Genomic DNA, 21553 nt, shown 5'->3' on the forward strand with positions numbered 1-21553 from the left:
GCCGATGAAGAACTGCCGCCCAGCCCCTCAAAACCCGGATTTATCGTACCAGACACAATATGGCACACATGGCGGGCGCTGCCTACCCGCGCAAAATGTCTCCCTCATGGCAATTTGGCGTTAGAGGCCAAGAGATTTTATCTTCCGATGCAAGGCGCTGCGCTCCATCCCGACGAACTCGGCCGTCTTGGAAATATTTCCACCGAAGCGCTCGATCTGGGCGAGAAGATATTGCCGTTCAAACACTTCGCGGGCGTCGCGAAGCGGCAGACTCATCAGGTGCGCCGACGCGTCGGCGTCCCCGACTGTGGGCAGAACCTCGCCGATATCCGAAGGCAGCATATTCGCGGTGATGACGCCGTTCTCCGGCTGCTGGTCCTTCATCAGGATGAGCAGACGCTCGATGGAATTGCGCAACTGGCGCGCATTGCCGGGCCAGTCCTGCGCCTGAAGCACCGCGATGGCATCGTCGCCGATCTCCACCCGCGGCAGGTTGTGCATGCGGCACACCTGTTCGATGAAGACATTGACCAGCGGGGGCACGTCTTCACGCCGCTCCTTGAGCGGGGTCAGCTGCACCGGGACAATCGCGAGGCGATGGAAGAGGTCGGACCGGAACTCGCCCAGTTCGGTCTGCGAGGCCACGTTCTGCGAACTCGATGAGATGATGCGAACGTCGATCGGCACAGCCTGGCTTCCGCCAACACGCTGGAACCGATTCTCGACCAGTGTGCGCAGCAGCGCCGTCTGTACTTGCTGGGGTAGCGTCGTTACTTCCGAGAGATAAAGCGTTCCGCCATGGGCGCGTTCCAGCGCCCCAACCTCGACCTTGAGCAGCCCGGTCTTTTCGCGGGCTTCCCGGCCAAACAGCACCACCGGAACTTCCTCGGGCGCATAGAGGGAGGCGTTGATCTCAACGAAGGGCGCGTCGGCGCGCGGGCTGCGCTGGTGGATCAGACGAGCCACCAGCCCCTTGCCTGCACCGGATGGTCCGGAAATAAAGATGCGCGAATTGGTGGGTGCGGATTTATCGATCAGTCCACGGATCTGCTGCAAAGCCGGCGAGGCACCGACCATGTCGGCGTTCTTGGCGGCGGACCGCTCCTTGAGCTCGGCCACCTCATTGCGCAGGCGCGTCGCTTCCATGGCCCGCTGGGTGACGTGGAGCAGCCGGTCGATCTTGAAGGGCTTTTCGATATAGTCGTAAGCGCCACGACGGATAGCGGAGACAGCGGTTTCCACATTGCCATGACCCGAGATCATCACCACCGGCATGTCCGGGTGCTGGCTCTGGAACACGTCGAGCAGTTGCAGCCCATCGAGGCGCGACCCCTGCATCCAGATGTCCAGGAACACAAGGCTCGGCCGCCGCCGCGCGATCTCATTCAGCCCGCTGTCGGCGTCATGCGCCTGGCGCGCCTCATAGCCTTCATCTTCAAGGATGCCCGCAATCAGATCGCGGATATCGTCCTCGTCGTCGATGATCAGAATATCCAGTGCCATTATTTATGAACAACCGCCAATGAGAGCGGCTCCTCTTGTTCGGATGGTTGGGAACCGGTATCGGCCGCCACATCCTTGTCGTTGTTTCTGGTTGGGGCGTTGAGCGGCAGCGTAAAGGTTACGCATGCGCCTGTTCTTCCCTGCCCGTCCGGTTCGGCATCGATCAATTCAACGATGCCCCCGTGCTGCTCGATGATCCTGGCGACGATGGCCAGGCCCAGTCCGGTCCCCTTGTCCCGGGTGGTCATATAGGGTTCCAGAAGGCGCTGCCTGTTTTCCTTGGGCCAGCCTTTTGCGTTGTCCGAGACTGAAACCCGGGCACTATTACCTTCGATATGAGCTTCTACCTTAATGATTGGTTGCCAGTCGGGTGCGAGCGGCAGCCCCTCGTAAGCCTCGACGGCGTTCTTGATCAGGTTCGTCAGCGTCTGGGCGACCAGACGGGTATCGAACCAGGCATAGATGACGTCGTCCGGCAGTTTTGTGACAATATCGATTTCCGGGAGCCGAACGCTCTCGAGAAACACGGCCTGCCGGATTGTATCCGTGAGGTCCGCGCGCTCCGGAGCCGCTTCGGGCATGCGGGCGAAGGCCGAGAATTCATCGACCATGCGACCGATGTCACCGACCTGGCGCACGATGGTATTGATGCATTTGTCGAAGACTTCGCGATCATCCTCGAGCTTGCTGCCATAGCGCCGACGCAGGCGTTCGGCGGAAAGCTGAATCGGTGTCAGCGGGTTCTTGATTTCATGGGCGATACGCCGCGCGACGTCGGCCCAGGCGCTGGTGCGCTGCGCTGACTCGAGCTCAGTGATGTCGTCAAAGGTCAGCACATAGCCCTTCGACTCCGTGATCGTGCCCTCGCGGGTCAGCTGGATCTGGTAGATGCGCCGGTCCGTTTCATTGCCCAGCTGGATCTGGTCGCGCACCTGCCCCCGCCGCGCCGAACGCGCTTTCTCCATGGTCGGAGCGATCTCCGGCAGCACGGCTTCCATGCGCTCGCCCATCAGTTCGAATTCACTGCGCCCCAGCATCTGGCAGGCTCGCGCATTGACCAAGGTCACCGCGCCAAAGGAATCAAGACCGATGATCCCTGCAGACACGCCTTCCACCACGGCCTCGGTAAACTGGCGGCGTTTCTCGTTGACCTCGTTGGCCGCAAGCAGCGCCAGCCGTTGCTGCAACAATTGCTGGGTCATGCGGTTAAAGCCGTTCGAGAGGTCGCGCAGGTCACCGCGCCCCTCCTGAACCGGAACCTGCACATCGAGATCGCCGCTACTGACGCGCCGTGATGCGACCATCAGATTTCGGATCGGGTCGACGAAGCGGTTGGCCAGGGCAATTCCGATCCACAGCGCCGCCAGCAACAGCACGACGGCCATACCGACATACATGATGGTGAACGTAATCTGGAAGACGAGACGATTAGAAGCGTACTCACGATATTCCGTTATATTCTCGTCAGTTAGCCGCATATATTCAAGCACTTCGGCATCCACCGGACGTGCCACGAACAGGTAGATATCGTCGTAGCCGCGCAGCTTTACGACGGAGCCGACGAGGTTGGTGCTGCCGGGCGCGATAGCCGTCGGCACACCCTCGATGACGCCTTGGGTGATCCCCTGCGGCAGTTTCGGAAATCCGCCTGCAGCATTGATCTGCGCCCGCATCAGAAGCTGGCCGTCGATATCGATGAGCGAGGTAAAGGGCAGCGACCGCGTCACCGCCAGCGCCGTCAGGATTCGCTCGAAGCGCTGCGGCTCATTGAGATAGGTGTTGTGCGCCTGCTCCAGTTCGGAAGCCACCCAGATGATGTCGTCGCGCAGCACCTGTGCGTGCTCGAGCATGTAGGAGCGTGCGACCAGGCGGGAGCTTTCCACCATGGCGCGGGTCCGCTCGGAAAACCACTGGTCGAGGCCCTGGTTGAGAGCAATGGTCGCCACGACAGCCACCAGCGCTGCAGGGAATGCGGCCACAAAAGCGAACATCCCTACCATTCGGATCTGCAAAGCGGCGCCGGGCTGGCGGGCCATCCGCGCCTGCACCAGCAGCACGGCTTCTGTCACCACCAGCGCCAGCACCAGCAGCACAAGGATACCGGTCACGATCCAGATCGCGGTCCAGATCGCGGGAGACGGCTCGATATTGGTCGTACCCGAAAGGATCAGGAACGAGATAAGCGACATCAGGACCGAGGCGAACACCACCACGAAGCCGAGCACACGGAGGGGGCGATTCCCCTGATTGGAGAAAAGCGAACGGCGCTGCGGTGGCGCAACCGAAGTTCCGTGTTGCGCCGCGATTTCGCTAACCGCGTCGGTCATAGAGGGTTCTGCATCCTTTTGGTTGAGCCGCTTACCGGTCTCTAGAACAAGCGTTTCGCCAGCACGATGCGGCATTGAGGGTAAGCCTGACCCAATTCGGCGGACCCTTCAAGATAAATGTTGCCAAAATGTGACACCTCGCTGCTCGGGGCAAAACCCCTGTGGCCGATATCTGTGGCATAGAGGTCCACCCCAAGGCGCATCTGGACATTCTGAGCGACGAGGCGCACACACGGTCGAACTCTCTAAAGCGCGTCAGTCGTGTCAAATTCCCCCACAAAAATCATCGAAGTGGCCAGCCTTCGCGGCATGGCTATGGGTATAGCGGCCTATACCCTGTTCTCCTTCCACGACGTGTTTGTGAAGGCGCTGGTCTACACAATGCCCTCCGCGCAGATCCTGTTCATGCGCAGCATCGTGATCATCGCGCTTTGCTTCGCCTTTGACCGTCGACATCTGGTGCGTGATCTTCTCCAGTCGGACAACCGCCTGCTCATTCTTGGCCGTGGGCTGCTGACCCTTGCGGCCTGGGTCATGTACTACACGGCCGCGCGCGACCTGCAGCTGGCAGAACTGACGACGCTCTATTACTTCGCACCAGTCCTCACCACGATCCTCGCCGTGATCTTCCTCAAGGAACAAGTGACACTGGCGCGTGTCGGCGCGGCGTCTATCGGCTTCTTCGGGGTGATCGTTGCGGCCAATCCAGCCGGGTTTGCCCTGAGCTTGCCGGTCGTCCTCGTCCTGATGGCAGCGCTGAGCTGGGCGATCGCCATGATCCTCATGCGAAAGATCTCGAAGAAGGATCGCGCGATCGTTCAGGTGTTTGCGCAAAACCTCATTCACGCATTCGCCATGGGTCTGTTCAGCCTGCCCTTCTGGCAAGGCATGACGGCGCTCGAGATCTGCCTTTGCATTGGCGCCGGGATTGTCGGGGGCATGGGGCAGTTTCTGCTCGTCGAAACAGCCAAGGTCGTACCGGCCAGCGTCCTCGGCACGGTCGAATATGGCGCCCTCATCTGGGCCTTCGTCTTCGGCTACATATTCTTCGGCGAGATCCCGGGCCAGTCGGTCTACACCGGCGCCGTCCTCGTCGTTCTCGCAGGCTTCCTGTTGGCCTGGACGGAACACCGCAGCAGGAAAGAGCTGCTGCGGCGCTAGTGTCGAAACAAGCCGCCGCTAACTGCGGCGGCTGTGCTTGATGATCTCGATGCTGTGCGTGCGGATCTTCTTGCGCAGAGTATTGCGATTGAGCCCCAGCAGGTCCGCCGCCTTGATCTGATTGCCCCCGCAAGCGTTGAGCGCCATGGCGATCAACGGCGCCTCAACCCGGTCAATAACGCGCTGATAGAGGCCTGCCGGCGGCAGGTTCGGCTCGTGTTCGCGCAGCAACTGGCCAACGTGGCTTTCGACGGCGGTGGACACATCCACAGGACCCGTATTGCCACTGACCGCAGGGCGATCAACGATATTGAGTTCGTTCTGGACGATTTCGGCCGAAACACTCTCGTCCGCGTAAAGCGCCGAAAGGCGCCGCACCAGATTTTCCAACTCGCGAACATTGCCCGGCCAGGAGTAATTCTGCATGAGCCGGATGGCTTCCGGGGTCAGCGTCTTGACGGGCTCGCCCTCGCGCTGTGCGGCGCGCAGAAAGTGCTGGGTGAGATCGGAAATGTCGTCGACGCGTTCGCGCAGCGGCGGCAAGCGGATCGGAACGACATTCAGACGGTAGTAGAGATCTTCCCGGAAAAGGCCCTGCCGGATCATCTGGCTGAGATCGCGGTGGGTCGCCGCAACGATGCGCACATTGGTCTTGATGGCGCTGCGGCCACCAACCATGGTGTATTCGCCCTCCTGCAAAACACGCAGCAGGCGGGTCTGGGCATCCATCGGCATGTCACCGATTTCGTCGAGGAAGAGCGTTCCGCCTTCGGCCTGCTCAAACCGGCCCGAGGAGCGCGTATTGGCGCCGGTGAAGGCCCCCTTCTCGTGGCCGAACAGTTCCGCCTCGATCAGATCGCGCGGGATAGCGGCCATATTGATGGCGACGAACGGCCCATTCCGCCGCTTGCCGAAATCGTGCAGTGCCCGCGCCACCAGTTCCTTGCCGGTGCCGCTCTCGCCGGTGATCATCACCGTCAGATCGGTCTGCATCAGGCGCGCCAAGGCGCGGTAGATTTCCTGCATCGCAGCAGAGCGGCCCACCAGCGGCATGGTATCGCCGGCATCGTCCTCGCTCTTGCGCTCCTCGTTGCTGGGCTTTTTTGCGTCAGCGAGGGCCCGCGACACCACTGAAAGCACTTCTGTGATATCGAAAGGCTTCGGTAGATACTCGTAGGCGCCGACCTCCGAGGCACGGATGGCCGTCATGAACGTGTTCTGGGCACTCATGACGATCATGGGCAGGTCGGGCCGTACCTTCTTGATCTTGGGCATCACCTCGAAGGCATTGCCATCGGGCATGGCCACATCGGTGATCAGAACATCGCCCTCACCCCGGCTCACCCAGTTCCACATGGTGGAGATATTGCCGGTTGGACGAACTTCATAGCCGGCACGGGTCAGCGCCTGGTTGAGCACCATGCGGATGGCTGCGTCATCATCGGCGAGCAAAACGACATGGCTCATTTGTAAGGCACCTCATCGGCAGGCATTTGGAAAGCGCCGCTGGCCACCGGCAGCAGGATACGGAAACGGGTTCTGCCCGGTCGGCTATCGCAGTCGATCACCCCGCCATGATCGCCAACGATCTTGGCGACGAGCGCGAGACCCAGGCCCGAGCCATTTGGCTTGGTGGTGACGAAGGGATCGAAGAGAAACGGCAGGATATCCGGCGGCACGCCGGGCCCGTTATCCTCGATGACAATCTCCAGCGGGAGCGAAATGCGCTCGGCCACGCCAGCGACGCTGATGCGGATGCCCGGGCGAAAAGCCGTTGACAGTTTGATCTCAGGTTTCTGAGTTCTTTCAAGGGCTTCTGCTGCGTTCTTCACCAAATTCAGGAAGATCTGGATCAGCTGATCGCGGTTGCCGAACACCGGCGGAAGCGACGGGTCATACTCTTCCGAGAAGAGGACATTTCGGGCGACGCCATTGCGCGCGAGCAGCTTCACCCGGTCGAGTACGATGTGGATATTGATCGGCTCGCGCTCCAGCGGCCGGTCGTCGCCGAACACTTCCACCCGGTCGATCAGACCGACAATGCGGTCCGTCTCTTCCCGGATCAGACGCGCCAGCGGGATTTCTTCCGCAGGCACACTCTGCTCGAGCAGCTGGGCCGCGCCGCGAATGCCGGACAGCGGGTTTTTGATTTCATGAGCCAGCATGGAGGCAAGGCCGGTCACCGAGCGCGCAGCGCCGCGCGACACCATCTGGCGGTCGATCTTGTCGGCCATGGTGCGCTCCTGAATGAGCACGGCCACCCGGCCATCGACGTCTGAAATCGGGCTCGCGAACACGTCCGCGATGCGCTCGTCTCCGAAGCGGGAGGAGCCGATGCTCACGCGATATTCGGTCATCGGCGCCCGGCGGGACACCACGGTTTCGACGAGCGAGATGATTGGGGAGCCAAAGGCGATCAGATCATCGAGACGCTGGCGGGTCAGAACGCTCAATGACCCACCGAAAAAGGCCTCGGCCGCATAATTGACGAAGAGGATGTGCCGCGCTTCATCGAGCATGATGATGGGCTGCGGCAGTGCCTGCAACATTGCCTTTGCAGGCACGAGATCGTCGGCAGTCATCGCTGCAGCGCTCATGCCGCCGCTCTCCAGTCATCGGAAAAGAGTGTCGCGATCAGCGCCAGCACCTGTGCAGGCTGATCATTGTCGAGGAGAGACCGGCGCGTCGGCTTGTCGAGGTTCAGCCCCGCGGCTTCGCTATACCAGTCGAGGTGTTTTCGCGCTGCGCGCAGACCCACTTCAACGCCATATTCACTGAGCATGTCTTCGTAGTGCGCCTGGATGAGTTCAATGAGCGCCTTGCCGGTCGGAGCAGCCACAGGCTCCTCCCCGGCCAGTTCGGCACCGATCTGGGCCACGCGCCAGGGCCGCCCCTGCGCACCGCGGCCGAGCATGACGCCGTCTGCACCGGACTCCGCCAATGCGGTCAGCGCCGCTTCCGTATCGACAATGTCGCCATTGACGATGACAGGGACCGAGACCGCCTCCACCACTGAGCGCACCAGCGACCAGCGGGCGTGTCCCTTATAGAATTGCTGCCGCGTACGACCATGAACAGTAATCATCTGCGCACCGGCGCCAACCGCCAGCTTCGCGATCTCCGGGGCATTGAGACTGTCGTCATCCCAGCCCAGCCGCATCTTCACCGTTACCGGAAGGCTCGTCGCCCCCGCGACAGCTTCGACGATCGCCAGTGCCTGGTCCGGCACGCGCATCAGCGCTGAGCCGGCGTAGCCATTGGTGACGCGCTTGGCGGGGCACCCGAAATTAATGTCGATGATGTCCGCGCCGGCGCTCTCAGCCATGCGCGCGCCTTCAGCCATCCAACGGGATTCGCAACCGGCGAGCTGGACCATATGCGGCAGCGAACCGGCCCGACCGAGCTTTCGGGCCATGCCCTGATGACCCGTACCCAGCGCGGCGCTGGCGATCATTTCCGAAACCACCATCCCCGCGCCAAAGCGTTCCGCGATCTCGCGGAAGGGACGGTCGGTGATGCCGGCCATGGGTGCCAAGAAGGCGCGATTGCGTACAGCATGGCCCCCGATGCTCAAGGGGCAGGCAGTATCGGTCAACATGTGCTCCATAAATGACCAGCTCGAGAGCGGTGCCTGCACAATAATCAATTTGGGGGGCTGCGCAACACCCAAACGCGGTGTTCGCACCGCTGGTCTGCACTGCACTTGCCGCATAGGAGCGCGGCGGCTAGACCTGACCTGTCTGGTTGGAAAGTGCCTATAGCGACATGCGTCCAAAATCCATAGCCGTCATCATCGTAGCCGCTGGAAAAGGCGAGCGCGCCAGGAGCGGCACCTACGCTGATCCCAAGCAATATCAAGATCTTGCAGGACGTCCGGTGCTGTCGCGCACGATTGCGGCTTTTCTGGCGCATGATGCGATCAGCCATGTCGTTCCGGTGATCCACGCCGATCATGCAGAGCGTTTTTCGGCGCTGGGCCTGAGCGACGACCGACTGCTCTCCCCCGTCGTTGGCGGCGCCTCACGACAGGCGTCTGTCCTCGAAGGACTCAAGGTGCTAGCGCCGATGCGACCAGACCTGGTTCTCATCCACGACGCAGCGCGTCCCTTTGTCAGCAACGCCCTCATCACCTCCGTGATCGACGCCTTGGGCGAATTCGACGGCGCGCTCCCGGCCGTTCCGCTCACCGACACCATCAAGCGCACGCTCGATGGTCGGGAGGTCGTCGCTACCGAAGACCGGCGCCTGCTTGCCGCGGCGCAAACGCCCCAAGGTTTCCGGTTCGGCCAGATCTTTTCGGCCCATATGCGCGCCGGCACGGTTCGACGCGAATTCACCGATGACGCAGAGATCGCCGAATGGGCGGGTCTGCGCGTCGCCCTGGTCGCCGGCGACCGCGACAATCTCAAAATCACCCATCCGGACGACTTTGCCCGCGCCGAGCGTATCCTTGGAGACAGCATGAAAACCGAGACCCGCATCGGCACCGGATATGACGTCCATTCATTTGTACCCGGCGACCACGTCTGGCTCGGTGGCGTGAAAATCCCGCACCATTCGGGACTTAATGGCCACTCTGACTCGGACGTTGCCCTTCACGCCCTGACAGACGCCATGCTCGGCGCAATCGGCGAAGGCGATATCGGCGTTCACTTCCCGCCCAGCGACCCGCAGTGGAAGGGGGCCGCATCGACGATTTTCCTCCGCCATGCGGGCAATTTGATCGCACAGCGTGGTGGCCGGATCGTCAATCTTGACGTGACAATTGTCGCGGAAGCGCCGAGGATTGCAGTCCATGCACCAGCCATGTGTGCTGTGATTGCCGAAACCCTCGGCATTTCAGCTGATCGCGTGGCGGTGAAAGCGACCACCAACGAAAAGCTCGGTTTTCTCGGGCGGGAGGAAGGCATCGTGTCTATGGCAAGTGCAAGCGTGGAACTTCCGAGGATCGACTAGATGGCACCAAAAGCCTTGCCCACAATGGGCAAACAGATCATCGACATCCTCTCCGAAACAAAGCGGACCATTGTAACCGCCGAAAGCTGCACGGGCGGAATGATCGCTGCAGCGTTGACGGACATCCCAGGGGCCTCGGCGGCCCTTTACGGCGGCTTTGTCACCTATTCCAACATCGCCAAGGACAAGATGATCCACGTCCCGCCTCGGGTCATCGAGGACTATGGCGCTGTGAGCAATCAGGTCGCCCGCGCCATGGCCGACGGCGCCCGCAATACCGCCCGCGCCGACATCGCGGTTTCGGCTACCGGCATTGCCGGGCCTGACGGCGGTAGCGAGAAGAAGCCAATCGGCCTCGTCTATGTCGCTGTCTCGTCAGAGTTGGCCACGGTCGTCATTGAGCATCGTTTCGGTGACATTGGCCGCGATGCCATACGCAAGGCAACGGTCGACGCAGCGTTGGAGCTGGTTTTCCAGGTCATCACCAGCGACCTGCCGGACGAGCTGAACTATCTCACCGCGGTGCCGAAGAAGGCTCCGTGATCACAATGTAGTCCCGAGCGATATCTCGGGTTTCGCGCGCCCAGACGGAGGCCCTCGTGCGCTCCTGATGGGCGCCGAAAGCCGCCTGATCGGCAAAACGCTCTTCGACCGTCCAGACCATCGGATCGTCCTCGCGCTGAACCACCTCGAAAGACAGGCACCCCGGCTCCAGCCGGGTCAGACGAATGTGCTCGGGCAAATGCTCGATCACGGAACGCAGCTGCTCGTCCGATGTGCAGGTCAGCGATCCCGCCAGACGCACAATCATCATCTCAGCTTCCGAAGCGCCGATCTGCCTCGTCGGAAAAGGCGCGCATAATCTCTTCCTGCTTGGCCGCAAAAGCCGGTTCGGCCACGGCGGCGATAAAGGGGTTAGAGATCTTGAAGTCGATCTCGAACCGCACCCGCGTTCCCATACCCTCAGGCTCGAAGCTCCACACGCTGTCGAGATATGCGAACGGCCCATCGACCGCCTTGGCGCGGATCGTCAGCGCCTGTGCGTCGCGGGTCACGCGGCTGGTATAGGCCTGCGTGATGGGTCCGAAATAAAGCGTCATGCGCGCCAGCTGCACGTCAGCCCCGTTCGCAGCCGGATCAGGCCGCACCTCCATGGCCCGACAGTTCGGGATGAAGCGCGGATAATCCTCTAGGTCAGCGACAATGTCGTACATGCGCTGCGGAAGATGGGGCACATGCCGTTCGAAGAAACGCTTCATCAGTGCCCCAGCTTTGCCAGACGGGCGGACTTGAGCTGGGCGAAATCCTCACCCGCGTGATGCGATGAGCGGGTCAGCGGGCTCGACGAGACGAGCAGAAAACCCTTGGCCGTGGCCACGGTGGCGAACGACTTGAATTCCTCGGGCGTCACGAAACGCTGCAGCGGATAGTGCTTCTTGGTCGGCTGTAGATACTGGCCGATGGTGAGGAAATCGACCTCGGCCGAGCGAAGGTCATCCATCAGCTGGAGCACTTCGTTCCGCTCTTCGCCCAGACCCACCATGATACCGGACTTGGTGAAGATGGTGGGGTCGAGTTCCTTCACCCGCTGCAGCAGGCGGATGGAGTGGAAGTAGCGCGCGCCGGGCCGAACCTTAAGGTACTTCGACGGCACGGTTTCCAGATTGTGGTTGAACACGTCCGGCTTGGCCGCAACGACGATCTCCAGTGCGCCGTCCTTGCGGAGGAAATCGGGCGTCAGGATTTCGATCGTGGTGCGGGGATTGCGGGCACGAATGGCCAGGATCACATCGGCAAAATGCTGGGCGCCGCCGTCTGCCAGATCATCGCGGTCGACAGAGGTGATGACCACATGTTCCAACCCAAGCTTTTCGACCGCCTTGGCGACGTTCTCCGGCTCGAACGGGTCGAGCGGCCCTGGCATGCCTGTGCGCACATTGCAGAAGGCGCAGGCGCGGGTGCAGATCTCGCCCATGATCATCATGGTCGCGTGCTTCTTGCTCCAGCACTCCCCGATATTGGGGCAGCCGGCTTCCTCGCAAACCGTAACGAGATTGTTCTCGCGAACGATCTGCTGAGTTTCCTTGTAAACCGGAGAACCCGGCGCCTTGACGCGAATCCAGTCCGGCTTGCGCAGCACGATACTGTCGGGCCGGTTGGCCTTTTCGGGGTGCCGCGGACGGGCAATGGAATTGTCGATGAGCGTAACCAATTTCGGTCCTGACTGGGCGTTCGCCCGTTATATCGCTCCCTTGGGCGGCCGGTTCAAGCCGGCCGACAGTCTTGGTCGGCTGCCATGCGTCTAGCGCGCAATGATCCTGGCGAGCGCGATGACCACTATGGCGCCGATGGTGGCGGTAATGATCTGGCTGATCAGGAGATTGTCGATGGGCAAGGTGACACCGACAGCGCTCAGCAGCCATCCCCCCACGAACGAGCCGATCACCCCAACGATAAGGTTACGGATCAGCCCGCCGCCGCCCAGCAGCAGACCGGCCAGCCATCCGGCGACCAGCCCGATGGCCAGAAAGATAAGCAGTTCCTGCGTGCCGATGCTCATGCCATGACCTCTGCAATTTCGACCCAGTCCCCTCCGCGGGCGGCGGACAGGATGGTCGCCTGGACCAGCGCCAGGGAATGGAGATTATCCTCGCCCGAACTGAAGCGCGCCGGAACAGTGCCCGTATCGACGACCTTGGCGACGGCGGCAAGTGTGCCGACCCGGTCGGTGTGATCGATCACCGGCATGTCCTGCGCTTCCGGTGTGCCATCAAGCGCGCGGAGCCACAGCTTGTCCGGGCTCGACTTGCCCATGAAATGGTCGCGCGAGCTCCAGATGATCTCGCCCTCCGAGCAATCCATCACCCATTCGCCCGACCAGGGCGTCACCGGGCCCGAGCTCATCCAGCTGCCGCGATAGGACACGATCGTGCCCTTCTCGAACTCCAGCGTCGCCACACCGATTGGATTGTGGCCAAAGGGACTTGCCGGCGAATTCCAGGTCCGACAAGACACCCGCTTGGGCTCATCCCCGAGGACCATGCGCATGAGGTCGAAGTGGTGGATCGACATGTCCGCCAGCAGCGGGTCCGGCATGTCCCAATAGCGATAGCCCTGTGTTGGCGCGTGACGCCGAAAATCGATGGAGACAAGGTTCACCGGCCCGAAACGCTGGGCACCAATCAACTCCGCCGCCAGGATCGGTGCTGGCTGGAAACGGTAATTCTGGCTGACCATCAAGACCCGGCCGCGCTCCTGCGCCAGGGCAACGAGTTCCTTTGCCTCGGCAATCGTGCTCGCAAAGGGCTTTTCAACGATGACGCTGAGCCCCTGCTCAAGGCAAGCCTTCACGACCGGATAGTGCGCCTCGGTTCTCAGGGTGCAGATGGCGAGTTGGACCTCGCGCCCTTGGGCCGCCTCTTCGAGGCTCGTGAAGCAGAGGGCTTCCTCGATACCGAGTTCGGTCTGGGCGTTCCTGAGGGCATCGGGATTGGAATCCACATAGCCCACCATTTCAACAGTGGGAACTTTGGGTATAACGTCACGCGTCCAACTGAAACCCCAATGTCCCAGCCCGATCTGAATTGCCTTGACCATGTGGAAAACTCCTCTGGTTTTGTGCTCCCCACCCTCAATGCACCCGGGGCGCGCCAAAGTTGCCCTGGAGATGGTACTGCCTCACAAAACCTCGGGAAGGTCCCGGCCTGTGCGAGGCAGCCAGATCAGATGTTCAGCGCACGTCCATAAGCGTCGAGAACGCTTTCCTTCATAGACTCGCTGAGGGTCGGGTGCGGGAAGATTGTGTGGATGAGCTCTTCCTCTGTGGTTTCGAGGTTCATTGCCACCACGAAACCCTGGATCAGCTCGGTGACTTCAGCACCAATCATGTGCGCCCCGAGAAGTTCCCCGGTCTTGGCGTCGAAAATCGTCTTCACGAGGCCATCCGGCTCACCCAGCGCGATCGCTTTGCCGTTGCCCACGAAGGGGAAGCGGCCGACCTTGATCTCGCGTCCGGCTTCCTTTGCCTTGGCTTCGGTCAGGCCCACGCTGGCAACCTGCGGCTCGCAGTAAGTGCAGCCTGGAACCTTGGACTTGTCGAGGCCATGAACCTTGAGCCCGGCGATCTTTTCGACGGTGATGACCGCTTCATGCTCGGCCTTATGGGCCAGCATGGGCGGGCCGGCGACGTCGCCAATGGCCCAGATGCCCTCGACGTTGGTCTTGCCATAACCGTCGATGACAATGGCGCCGCGCTCGGTCTTTACCCCAACAGTCTCAAGGCCGAGGCCTTCGATATTGCACATCACACCAACAGCCGAGATCAGCTTGTCGCCGGCGATCTCTTGTGTCTTTCCATCCTTGGTCTCGACATGGGCAACAATGCCGTTACCGGTCTTTTCAACCTTGGCGACCTTGGCTTCCGTCAGAAACTTGATACCGCGCTTTTCGAGGCGCTTGCGGGCAAGCCCGGAAATCTCGGCATCCTCGACCGGCAGGATCTGCGGCAGAAGCTCGATCACCGTCACCTCGGCGCCAAACGAACGGTAAAAGGAAGCGAACTCGATGCCGATGGCACCCGAGCCCATCACCACCAGCGACTTGGGCATTTCGGCCGGCTTCAGCGCCTCGAAATAGGTCCAGATCTTGTCGCCATCCGGCTCGATACCGGGCAGCACGCGCGGACGCGCACCGGTGGCGATGATGATGTTCTTGGCCTTGTAGGTGCCTTCGCCCAGAGCATTCTTGGGCACCGGGCCCTGCGGCTCGACAATCTTCTTTTTGGTTGGGGAAACCTTCACCTCACCTGGCTTGGTGATGGTGGCCTCGCCCCAGATGATGTCGACCTTATTCTTTTTCATCAGGAACTGGACGCCATTGTTCATCTGCGCCGCGATAGCGCGCGAACGCATTACGATGCCGTCGAGCTCAAAGCCGAATTTCTCGGCTGTCAGTCCATAATCCTTGGCGTGGCTCATATGGCCGTAGATTTCCGCCGAACGCAGCAGCGCCTTCGTCGGGATACAGCCCCAGTTGGAGCAGATGCCAGCCATGTGCTCGCGTTCGACAATGGCCACCTTCATGCCCAGCTGCGCGCCACGAATGGCTGCGATATAGCCGCCGGGGCCGGCGCCGATGACGAGAAGATCGTATTGGTCAGCCATATTTGGCCTCCACTTGGTCTGTTGGGGTCGTCAGAGACCCAGCATTTGTTTGACGAGCGGGGCGAGCCCCTCACCGATGGCCCGGGTATTGGCAGGGTCAAGATGAACGCCGTCGCGCGGATCGGCGACGGCAACGCTGGCCGAGTTGAAATAGCCGACGCCCAGCTCCTGGGCGATGCGGCTGTAATAGAAGTCGAAGAGCTTGGCTTCGTCGGCGCGCGGCGCAAACATCGGATGCAGATCCGCATGATTGGTTTCGACCGTCAGCGGCGGCGCCACAATGATCACCTGCGGAACCGCCATGCCCGGATCATAGGGATGGGTCTTGATGATCTGCACGAGGCGCTTCATCCCCATGGCCGCTCCAAAGGCGGTCCCATTGAGATAGATCTTAAGGTCGTTCGTCCCGAGCATGATGATGACGAGATCGAGCGGCTTGTGGCTGTCGAGCAGCGTCGGCAGCAGCCGGACACCATTGCGATCGCCCGGCGCGGAGAAGTCGTCGAAGGCGGTGGTGCGACCACCCAAGCCTTCAGCGACAACCCGCACCTGGCCGGCCAACGAGGCCTCAATAACCGAAGGCCAGCGATCTTCATAAGCGTGGCGTGGCCCACCCTGCTCAGGGTTGGAACCAAACGTCAGGCTGTCGCCATAGGCGAGAATGGTCTTCATGCGCCCTGCCCCTTCTTAGGCCAGCATCATCACCGGATTTTCGATCAGGCCCTTGAATACGCCGAGCACTTCCGCGCCGAGCGCACCGTCAACGGCACGGTGATCGCAGGAGAGCGTGGCGGTCATGAACTGCCCAATCTTGATCTGCCCGTTCTCGGGATAGACGCGCTCTTCACCCGCCCCGACCGCGAGGATCGTGCCATGCGGCGGGTTGATCACGGCCGCAAAATGCTTGATGCCGAACATGCCCAGATTGGACACGGACGAAGCACCGCCCTGATATTCATGCGGCGCCAGCTTCTTGTTGCGAGCGCGGGTCGCCAGATCCTTCACTTCCTCGGAGATCTCGCGAAGGCTCTTCGTATCGCAGCTTTTCACGACCGGGGTGAAGAGGCCACCCGGCACAGACACGGCAACCGCCACGTCGGACCGCTTATGGTAGAGGATCGAGTCCCCGGCCCAGGTCGCATTTGCCGCCGGCACGCGTTGCAGCGCAATCGCCCAGGCCTTCATGATAAAATCATTGACAGAGAGCTTGAAGGCCGGCTTGCCGTCCTTGCCCTTGGGCGCTGAATTATTGATCTGCTCGCGCGCGGCCATCAGCGCGTCGATCTTGCAATCGAGCGTGAGGTAGAAGTGCGGAACGGTCTGCTTACTCTCGGTGAGCCGCGCGGCCACCACCTTGCGCATGCCGTCGTTCGGCACGAGTTCGTATGTCCCTTCCTCGTAGAGCGCGATGACCTGGTTCTTGGTCATGCCGCCAGCAAGGGCTGCACCTGCCGGAGCGGCAGACGGCGCAGCCGCAGCAGCCTTGAGCGGGGTCTTGCCCGACTTGGCAGCTTCGACGTCGGACTTAATGACGCGGCCCTTCGGACCCGAACCGGTAACCGCGGCGATATCGATCCCGGCTTCCTTGGCGAGGCGCTTTGCCAGTGGAGAGGCAAACACGCGGCCGCCTTCAGCCTTGGCCGAGGCAGCAGCAGCCGGCGTCGGTGCGTCGACCTTGGCCGCCGGCGCGGGGGCGGCGGCGGGCGCAGGTTCCGGCTTTTTCTCTTCAGCCTTGGCAGCCGGTGCGGGCGCAGCCTCCGGCGCTGTCGCCGAAGCATCCTCACCGTCCTGCAGCAGCACGGCGATGACGGCGTTCACCTTCACATTGTCCGTGCCTTCGGCAACAAGGATCTTACCGATCTTGCCTTCGTCGACGGCCTCGACTTCCATCGTGGCTTTGTCCGTTTCAATCTCGGCGATCACGTCACCAGAGGAGACGCTGTCGCCCTCCTTGACGTGCCACTTGGCAAGCTTGCCCTCTTCCATCGTCGGAGAGAGCGCCGGCATGGTAATATTGATTGGCATCCCGGGTCTCCTTACGAGCGATAGGTCACGGCGTTGACGGCCGCGATCACTTCATCAACGTTGGGCAGCGCCAGCTTTTCGAGATTGGCGGCATAGGGCATGGGAACGTCCTTGCCGGTCACGCGCAGCACGGGGGCGTCGAGATAGTCAAATGCCTGCTCCATCACGCGGGCAGCCAATTCAGCGCCAATGCCACCCTGCGGCCAGCCTTCTTCTACCGTCACCATCCGACCGGTCTTCTTGACCGATTCAATGACCGTATCGCTGTCAAGCGGACGCAGCGTGCGCAGGTCGATCAGCTCGACATCGACGCCGGCAGCAACCAGCTTTTCCGTCGCCTGGGTAGCGTAGCGCATGCCCATGGAGAAGGAGACGATGGTCACGTCTGCGCCCTTGCGGGCCACGCGGGCCTTGCCGATCGGCAGGACGAAATCATCGACCTTGGGTACGAGGCCGGTGGAGCCGTAGAGAATTTCGTTTTCGAGGAACACGACCGGGTTCGGCGAGCGGATGGCCGCCTTGAGAAGACCCTTGGCGTCCGCGGCGCTGTAGGGCGCAATGACCGTCAGGCCGGGAACGTGGCTGTACCAGGCCGAATAGTCCTGGCTGTGCTGGGCGGCGACGCGGGCCGCAGCGCCGTTCGGGCCGCGGAACACCATCGGCGCGGTGACCTGGCCACCGGACATGTAGAGCTGCTTGGCAGCGGAGTTGATGATCTGGTCGATTGCCTGCATGGCAAAGTTCCAGGTCATGAATTCGACGACCGGCTTGAGGCCGGCAAAGGCCGCACCAACAGCCAGACCAGCGAAGCCGTGCTCGGTGATCGGCGTATCGATCACGCGCTGCGGGCCGAATTCCTGCAGCAGGCCCTGGGTGATCTTATAGGCGCCCTGATATTCGGCGACTTCCTCACCCATGATGAAGACGTCCGGATCGCGGCGCAGTTCTTCGGCCATAGCCTCATTGAGTGCCTGGCGAACGGTCATCTCGACCATTTCAACGCCTTCGGGCAGATCGGGATCGTTCTGCGGCTCGAATTTGGGAGCGGCGGCGACAGGGGCAGCAGCTGCAGGGGCTGCGGTAGGAGCCTCGGCCTGCACCATGCTTGGCTCTGCCTCAGCCTTGCTTTCCGCGGCCGCCGGAGGAGCTTCACCGGCCTCTTCGCCATCGGCCAGAACCAGCGCGATGGGCGTATTCACCTTCACGCCGTCCGTGCCTTCGGCGACCAGCAGTTCCTTGACCACGCCTTCATCGACCGACTCGACTTCCATCGTCGCCTTGTCGGTCTCGATTTCAGCCAGCACATCGCCGGACTTCACACTATCGCCAACCTTGACCAGCCACTTGGCGAGCTTGCCCTCTTCCATTGTCGGCGACAGGGCGGGCATCAGGATTTGGGGCATATCAGCTCTCCAGCATGGTTACGCCGGGCATCGAGGCCACTCGGCGAAGCGCGAATTGTTCAGCGTGGCGGGCGGGCAAAACCCGCCAATCGTTAATCGTGGCATTGGCGGAAACCGTCGCCGGTACCGCATTTTGCTGGCTGGCAATCCAGCCGCTCAGCAGCAGGCCGAGAACAAGGAAGACGACGAAGGCAATGACCGAGCGCTTGTAGGCGGCGGCATGTTCTTCACCGGCAAGACCAGCCTTTGCGGCGATGGCGTCAAAACGCCACCAACCGAATAGCCAATCCTGACCTTTCATCGCCGCCATCTGCGTAATTGTCCGCGCCTGCCCGGCGGCGAGAATGCCGGAGAGCAGTGCGAACAATGAGATAGCCGCGAGCAGAAAGGTCATCTCAGGGCTCAGGCCTCGATGGTGATGTCGGTCCAGAGTTCAGACGGATCGGGCTCGGGATCATTGGTGGCAAAGTCTGCCGCCTCGGTGACGACCGCACGGATATCGGTCTCGATCTTCTTGAGATCTTCCTCGGTAACGACACCGGCTTCGAGAAGTCGGGCGCGGACCTGCTCGATCGGATCGCGTTCCTGGCGATATTTCGTTACTTCGTCCTTGGAGCGATATTTCGCCGGGTCGGACATGGAGTGGCCGCGATAGCGATAGGTCAGCATTTCGAGAATGAACGGACCCTGCCCCGACCGCGCATGCTCGATGGCGCGCTTAGCGGCATCATAAACCATGCGCACATCCATGCCGTCGACCTGCTCGCCCGGAATGTCGAACGAAGCGCCGCGCATGGAGAAATCGGTGGTTGCCGCAGCGCGCTCAATCGAGGTGCCCATGGCATATTTGTTGTTCTCGATGACGAACACGACCGGCAGCTTCCACAGCTTGGCCATGTTGAAGGTCTCGTAGACCTGGCCCTGATTAGCCGCGCCATCGCCAAAATAGGCCAGCGAGACCGCACCGTCACCGCGATATTTCGAAGCGAATGCGAGCCCTGCCCCAAGCGGCACCTGCGCGCCGACAATACCGTTGCCGCCGTAGAACTTGTGCTCGTTGGAGAACATGTGCATCGAGCCGCCCTTGCCTTTTGACAAGCCGCCCTGGCGTCCGGTGAGTTCGGCCATCACACCCTTGGGGTCGAGGCCCATGACGAGCATGTGCCCGTGGTCGCGATAGCCGGTGATCTGGGCGTCCTTGCCCTTCTCGCTAGCCATGGTGATGCCGGTCACAACTGCTTCCTGGCCGATATAAAGGTGACAGAAACCGCCGATCAGGCCCATGCCATACATCTGGCCGGCCTTTTCCTCGAACCGCCGGATCAGAAGCATCTCACGGAACGCCTCCAGGTCCTGTTCATTGGTGAACTGGGGGACATTGGGCTGCGTCTGGGCCTTGGTGGCCATCGCCTTGCGCGCCATGTAACACTCCGGGTGATTTGGATGGGAGCCGCAGGGTCAGTGTGACCCTCCGCGCGACTATAGCGCAAGCGCAGCCCCGGTAAAATCGTGTCCGAGTATTATAATTGACGACTTAAAGCGTTGAATCCGCTTGAATAATCGAGATTAACTCGTCGTCGATTAATTCCTGGAATTTACCAGAAATCGGTTTACCGCTTGATGGATCGACCATCACCAGAATGTCGTCGGCATGCGCCATATTGAGCAGCGCACGGGCCCGCTCCGTGACGATGTCAGGATCGAGATGGCGCGGATTCATCAGGCTTGACCGATGCTTATACGCATCGATCTCTGCCTGCAGCGATGCCGAACGATCCTTGAGGACCTGGATATCAGCGTGAATCTGGTCACGTCCCTCGATCCCGAACTGACCGCTGATGGCGGAAAAGCCGAGATAGGCCTGAAAGGCGAGCAGCATCCCCGAGAGAGCAAGGGGGCGCCAGAATGGGGGACGTTTAAGACGAGTGGGCATGACGAGACCGGTCCGGGGAGTCTCACATTGCCACGAACAGGCTTAACAGGGCGTTTCGCTATTCAGCGGCCACCCGTTCTTCCCGCGTTTCGCCATCGAAAAGCGCACTCACGGATTCCCCGCTGTTGATGCGCCGCATGGCTTCGGCCAGGGCCGGCGCGACGGACAGAATGGTCAGCTTGTCGGCCCGCTGTTCGGCGGCATTGGGCAGCGTATTGGTGCAGACGATCTCGCGCACGTCCGGCTCGGCCGCAAGCCGCGCCACTGCGCCATCCGCAAAAATCCCGTGCGTGCAGGCGACCCGGACAGACCGTGCGCCATTGGCCCGAAGATGCTTGAGCAATTCGATGATCGATCCGCCGCTGGCGATTTCGTCATCGAGAACGATCACGTCTCGGTCCCGAACATCGCCGATGATCGCCGAAATCCGCACCTTGGTATCGGTCAGGCGCTCCTTAGCCCCGGCGGCCACGGGAACGCCGAGGCGCCGCGCAAAGGCCGCAGCCGTCTTGGCGTTGCCGAGGTCCGGCGACACCACGACGGCATTGCCGAGATCAAGGCTCTGGAAATGCGTCGCCAGCTCATGCAGTGCATGAAGATGATCAACGGGAACCGAGAAAAACCCGTGCACCTGTGGCGAATGAAGCGTCATTGTCAGGACGCGGTCGGCGCCTGCGGTTTTCAGCAGATCGGCAACCATTCGGCCACCGATCGATATGCGCGGCTCGTCCTTCTTGTCCGAGCGCGCATAGGAATAGTGCGGGATGACAGCCGTGATCCGTGCGGCAGATGCGCCCCGCGCCGCATCAAGCATGAGCAGCAGTTCGACCAGATGATCCTGCACCGGTGCGCTCAGCGTCTGGACCAGGAACACGTCCTGCTCGCGGCAATTGGCCTGCAGCTGGACTTCCAGGCAATCATTGGAGAAGCGCTTGAGGCGTGTCGGATTGAGCGGCACGCCAAGCTCGGCGCAGATCTCGCTGGCAAGTTCGGGATGGGCACTACCACTGAACACAGCGATCTGGCTCATCGGATATCCTCGCCTAATCTGGAGATTTTTCCTGCGCCAGCACTTAGCACTGC

20 protein-coding genes and 1 pseudogene are annotated in these 21553 nt (G+C 61.4%); 3 read left to right on the plus strand and 18 right to left on the minus strand.

From position 1 onward, the window contains the following. Window positions 1–120 precede the first annotated feature (120 nt). Together NYQ88_RS11580 and NYQ88_RS11585 are read right to left on the minus strand one after the other, a co-directional pair. Window positions 121–1503, minus strand: coding sequence for a sigma-54 dependent transcriptional regulator (locus tag NYQ88_RS11580; protein WP_275651296.1), 1383 nt, complete (start codon window positions 1501–1503; stop codon window positions 121–123). Beyond that, a complete protein-coding gene (locus tag NYQ88_RS11585; RefSeq protein WP_275651297.1) occupies window positions 1503–3830 on the minus strand; it encodes a PAS domain-containing sensor histidine kinase in 2328 nt (775 codons plus the stop codon). Before NYQ88_RS11585 ends, NYQ88_RS11580 begins: the two co-directional genes overlap by 1 nt. 261 nt (window positions 3831–4091) lie before the next feature. Between NYQ88_RS11585 and NYQ88_RS11590 the strand changes: the two genes are divergently transcribed. After that, window positions 4092–4991 carry a DMT family transporter gene (locus tag NYQ88_RS11590; RefSeq protein WP_275651298.1) on the plus strand — a complete coding sequence of 300 codons (900 nt, stop codon included), beginning with the start codon at window positions 4092–4094 and terminating at the stop codon, window positions 4989–4991. Window positions 4992–5009: 18 nt separating this feature from the next. Here the strand turns inward: NYQ88_RS11590 and ntrC are convergent, their stop codons facing one another. The 3 genes from ntrC to dusB are packed head-to-tail and all read right to left on the minus strand — an operon-like array spanning window position 5010 to window position 8589. Then, window positions 5010–6458: a nitrogen regulation protein NR(I) gene (ntrC, locus tag NYQ88_RS11595; RefSeq protein ID WP_275651299.1), complete on the minus strand. Its 1449-nt coding sequence runs from the start codon at window positions 6456–6458 to the stop codon at window positions 5010–5012. After that, window positions 6455–7588 (minus strand): ATP-binding protein, encoded by a 1134-nt coding sequence (locus NYQ88_RS11600; RefSeq protein WP_275651300.1) that lies wholly within the window; start codon window positions 7586–7588, stop codon window positions 6455–6457. The genes ntrC and NYQ88_RS11600 overlap by 4 nt, the downstream gene beginning before the upstream one ends. Next, a complete protein-coding gene (gene dusB / locus NYQ88_RS11605) occupies window positions 7585–8589 on the minus strand; it encodes a tRNA dihydrouridine synthase DusB (protein WP_275651301.1) in 1005 nt (334 codons plus the stop codon). Before dusB ends, NYQ88_RS11600 begins: the two co-directional genes overlap by 4 nt. Window positions 8590–8756: 167 nt before the next feature. Here dusB and NYQ88_RS11610 point away from each other — a divergent pair, with 167 nt between their 5' ends. Together NYQ88_RS11610 and NYQ88_RS11615 are read left to right on the plus strand one after the other, a co-directional pair. Next, window positions 8757–9947, plus strand: coding sequence for a bifunctional 2-C-methyl-D-erythritol 4-phosphate cytidylyltransferase/2-C-methyl-D-erythritol 2,4-cyclodiphosphate synthase (locus tag NYQ88_RS11610; RefSeq protein WP_275651302.1), 1191 nt, complete (start codon window positions 8757–8759; stop codon window positions 9945–9947). Next, on the plus strand, window positions 9948–10490 hold the full coding sequence (locus NYQ88_RS11615; RefSeq protein ID WP_275651303.1) for a CinA family protein: 543 nt from the start codon (window positions 9948–9950) through the stop codon (window positions 10488–10490). Here NYQ88_RS11615 and NYQ88_RS11620 read toward each other — a convergent pair. The 13 genes and pseudogenes from NYQ88_RS11620 to NYQ88_RS11680 all read right to left on the minus strand — a co-directional run bounded on the left by NYQ88_RS11620 (window position 10462) and on the right by NYQ88_RS11680 (window position 21500). Next, the gene (locus NYQ88_RS11620; protein ID WP_275651304.1) at window positions 10462–10761 is read right to left on the minus strand and encodes an antibiotic biosynthesis monooxygenase; all 300 of its coding nucleotides are present in this window, start codon (window positions 10759–10761) and stop codon (window positions 10462–10464) included. The genes NYQ88_RS11615 and NYQ88_RS11620 overlap by 29 nt on opposite strands. Before the next feature lies 1 nt (window position 10762). Further along, on the minus strand, window positions 10763–11206 hold the full coding sequence (locus tag NYQ88_RS11625; RefSeq protein WP_275651305.1) for a type II toxin-antitoxin system RatA family toxin: 444 nt from the start codon (window positions 11204–11206) through the stop codon (window positions 10763–10765). Further along, window positions 11206–12165: pseudogene (gene lipA, locus NYQ88_RS11630) on the minus strand (lipoyl synthase); the annotation flags it as partial. The pseudogene lipA and the gene NYQ88_RS11625, both read right to left, overlap by 1 nt. A gap of 84 nt (window positions 12166–12249) precedes the next feature. Then, window positions 12250–12507: a GlsB/YeaQ/YmgE family stress response membrane protein gene (locus NYQ88_RS11635; RefSeq protein WP_275651306.1), complete on the minus strand. Its 258-nt coding sequence runs from the start codon at window positions 12505–12507 to the stop codon at window positions 12250–12252. Beyond that, window positions 12504–13544 carry a Gfo/Idh/MocA family oxidoreductase gene (locus NYQ88_RS11640; RefSeq protein WP_275651307.1) on the minus strand — a complete coding sequence of 347 codons (1041 nt, stop codon included), beginning with the start codon at window positions 13542–13544 and terminating at the stop codon, window positions 12504–12506. Before NYQ88_RS11640 ends, NYQ88_RS11635 begins: the two co-directional genes overlap by 4 nt. A gap of 125 nt (window positions 13545–13669) precedes the next feature. Beyond that, window positions 13670–15109, minus strand: a complete 1440-nt coding sequence (lpdA, locus tag NYQ88_RS11645; RefSeq protein ID WP_275651308.1) for a dihydrolipoyl dehydrogenase — start codon at window positions 15107–15109, stop codon at window positions 13670–13672. 30 nt (window positions 15110–15139) lie between these two features. After that, window positions 15140–15781 (minus strand): SGNH/GDSL hydrolase family protein, encoded by a 642-nt coding sequence (locus NYQ88_RS11650; protein ID WP_275651309.1) that lies wholly within the window; start codon window positions 15779–15781, stop codon window positions 15140–15142. A gap of 15 nt (window positions 15782–15796) precedes the next feature. Beyond that, window positions 15797–17134 (minus strand): pyruvate dehydrogenase complex dihydrolipoamide acetyltransferase, encoded by a 1338-nt coding sequence (locus tag NYQ88_RS11655; protein ID WP_275651310.1) that lies wholly within the window; start codon window positions 17132–17134, stop codon window positions 15797–15799. An 11-nt stretch (window positions 17135–17145) separates the two neighbouring features. Continuing rightward, a complete protein-coding gene (locus NYQ88_RS11660) occupies window positions 17146–18537 on the minus strand; it encodes a pyruvate dehydrogenase complex E1 component subunit beta (protein ID WP_275651311.1) in 1392 nt (463 codons plus the stop codon). Between the two features lies 1 nt (window position 18538). Next, complete coding sequence (locus NYQ88_RS11665) at window positions 18539–18931, minus strand: hypothetical protein (protein WP_275651312.1); 393 nt, start codon at window positions 18929–18931, stop codon at window positions 18539–18541. Between the two features lie 8 nt (window positions 18932–18939). Further along, window positions 18940–19959: a pyruvate dehydrogenase (acetyl-transferring) E1 component subunit alpha gene (gene pdhA / locus NYQ88_RS11670; RefSeq protein ID WP_275651313.1), complete on the minus strand. Its 1020-nt coding sequence runs from the start codon at window positions 19957–19959 to the stop codon at window positions 18940–18942. A 112-nt stretch (window positions 19960–20071) separates the two neighbouring features. After that, the gene (locus NYQ88_RS11675; protein ID WP_275651314.1) at window positions 20072–20470 is read right to left on the minus strand and encodes a septum formation initiator family protein; all 399 of its coding nucleotides are present in this window, start codon (window positions 20468–20470) and stop codon (window positions 20072–20074) included. 58 nt (window positions 20471–20528) lie between these two features. After that, window positions 20529–21500 carry a ribose-phosphate pyrophosphokinase gene (locus NYQ88_RS11680; RefSeq protein ID WP_275651315.1) on the minus strand — a complete coding sequence of 324 codons (972 nt, stop codon included), beginning with the start codon at window positions 21498–21500 and terminating at the stop codon, window positions 20529–20531. Window positions 21501–21553: the final 53 nt, after the last annotated feature.

The sequence above is a fragment of the Devosia sp. SD17-2 genome (genome assembly GCF_029201565.1).
In the GTDB taxonomy this organism is placed as follows: Bacteria; Pseudomonadota; Alphaproteobacteria; order Rhizobiales; family Devosiaceae; genus Devosia.

Excerpts from the sequence above, each read along its gene's own strand:
- NYQ88_RS11580 (WP_275651296.1), bottom strand. The coding sequence starts at position 1,503 with ATGGCACTGGATATTCTGATCATCGACGACGAGGACGATATCCGCGAT.
- NYQ88_RS11585 (WP_275651297.1), bottom strand. The coding sequence starts at position 3,830 with ATGACCGACGCGGTTAGCGAAATCGCGGCGCAACACGGAACTTCGGTT.
- ntrC (WP_275651299.1), bottom strand. The coding sequence starts at position 6,458 with ATGAGCCATGTCGTTTTGCTCGCCGATGATGACGCAGCCATCCGCATG.
- NYQ88_RS11600 (WP_275651300.1), bottom strand. The coding sequence starts at position 7,588 with ATGAGCGCTGCAGCGATGACTGCCGACGATCTCGTGCCTGCAAAGGCA.
- dusB (WP_275651301.1), bottom strand. The coding sequence starts at position 8,589 with ATGTTGACCGATACTGCCTGCCCCTTGAGCATCGGGGGCCATGCTGTA.
- NYQ88_RS11610 (WP_275651302.1), top strand. The coding sequence starts at position 8,757 with ATGCGTCCAAAATCCATAGCCGTCATCATCGTAGCCGCTGGAAAAGGC.
- NYQ88_RS11615 (WP_275651303.1), top strand. The coding sequence starts at position 9,948 with ATGGCACCAAAAGCCTTGCCCACAATGGGCAAACAGATCATCGACATC.
- NYQ88_RS11620 (WP_275651304.1), bottom strand. The coding sequence starts at position 10,761 with ATGATGATTGTGCGTCTGGCGGGATCGCTGACCTGCACATCGGACGAG.
- NYQ88_RS11625 (WP_275651305.1), bottom strand. The coding sequence starts at position 11,206 with ATGAAGCGTTTCTTCGAACGGCATGTGCCCCATCTTCCGCAGCGCATG.
- NYQ88_RS11635 (WP_275651306.1), bottom strand. The coding sequence starts at position 12,507 with ATGAGCATCGGCACGCAGGAACTGCTTATCTTTCTGGCCATCGGGCTG.
- NYQ88_RS11640 (WP_275651307.1), bottom strand. The coding sequence starts at position 13,544 with ATGGTCAAGGCAATTCAGATCGGGCTGGGACATTGGGGTTTCAGTTGG.
- lpdA (WP_275651308.1), bottom strand. The coding sequence starts at position 15,109 with ATGGCTGACCAATACGATCTTCTCGTCATCGGCGCCGGCCCCGGCGGC.
- NYQ88_RS11650 (WP_275651309.1), bottom strand. The coding sequence starts at position 15,781 with ATGAAGACCATTCTCGCCTATGGCGACAGCCTGACGTTTGGTTCCAAC.
- NYQ88_RS11655 (WP_275651310.1), bottom strand. The coding sequence starts at position 17,134 with ATGCCAATCAATATTACCATGCCGGCGCTCTCTCCGACGATGGAAGAG.
- NYQ88_RS11660 (WP_275651311.1), bottom strand. The coding sequence starts at position 18,537 with ATGCCCCAAATCCTGATGCCCGCCCTGTCGCCGACAATGGAAGAGGGC.
- NYQ88_RS11665 (WP_275651312.1), bottom strand. The coding sequence starts at position 18,931 with ATGACCTTTCTGCTCGCGGCTATCTCATTGTTCGCACTGCTCTCCGGC.
- pdhA (WP_275651313.1), bottom strand. The coding sequence starts at position 19,959 with ATGGCGCGCAAGGCGATGGCCACCAAGGCCCAGACGCAGCCCAATGTC.
- NYQ88_RS11675 (WP_275651314.1), bottom strand. The coding sequence starts at position 20,470 with ATGCCCACTCGTCTTAAACGTCCCCCATTCTGGCGCCCCCTTGCTCTC.
- NYQ88_RS11680 (WP_275651315.1), bottom strand. The coding sequence starts at position 21,500 with ATGAGCCAGATCGCTGTGTTCAGTGGTAGTGCCCATCCCGAACTTGCC.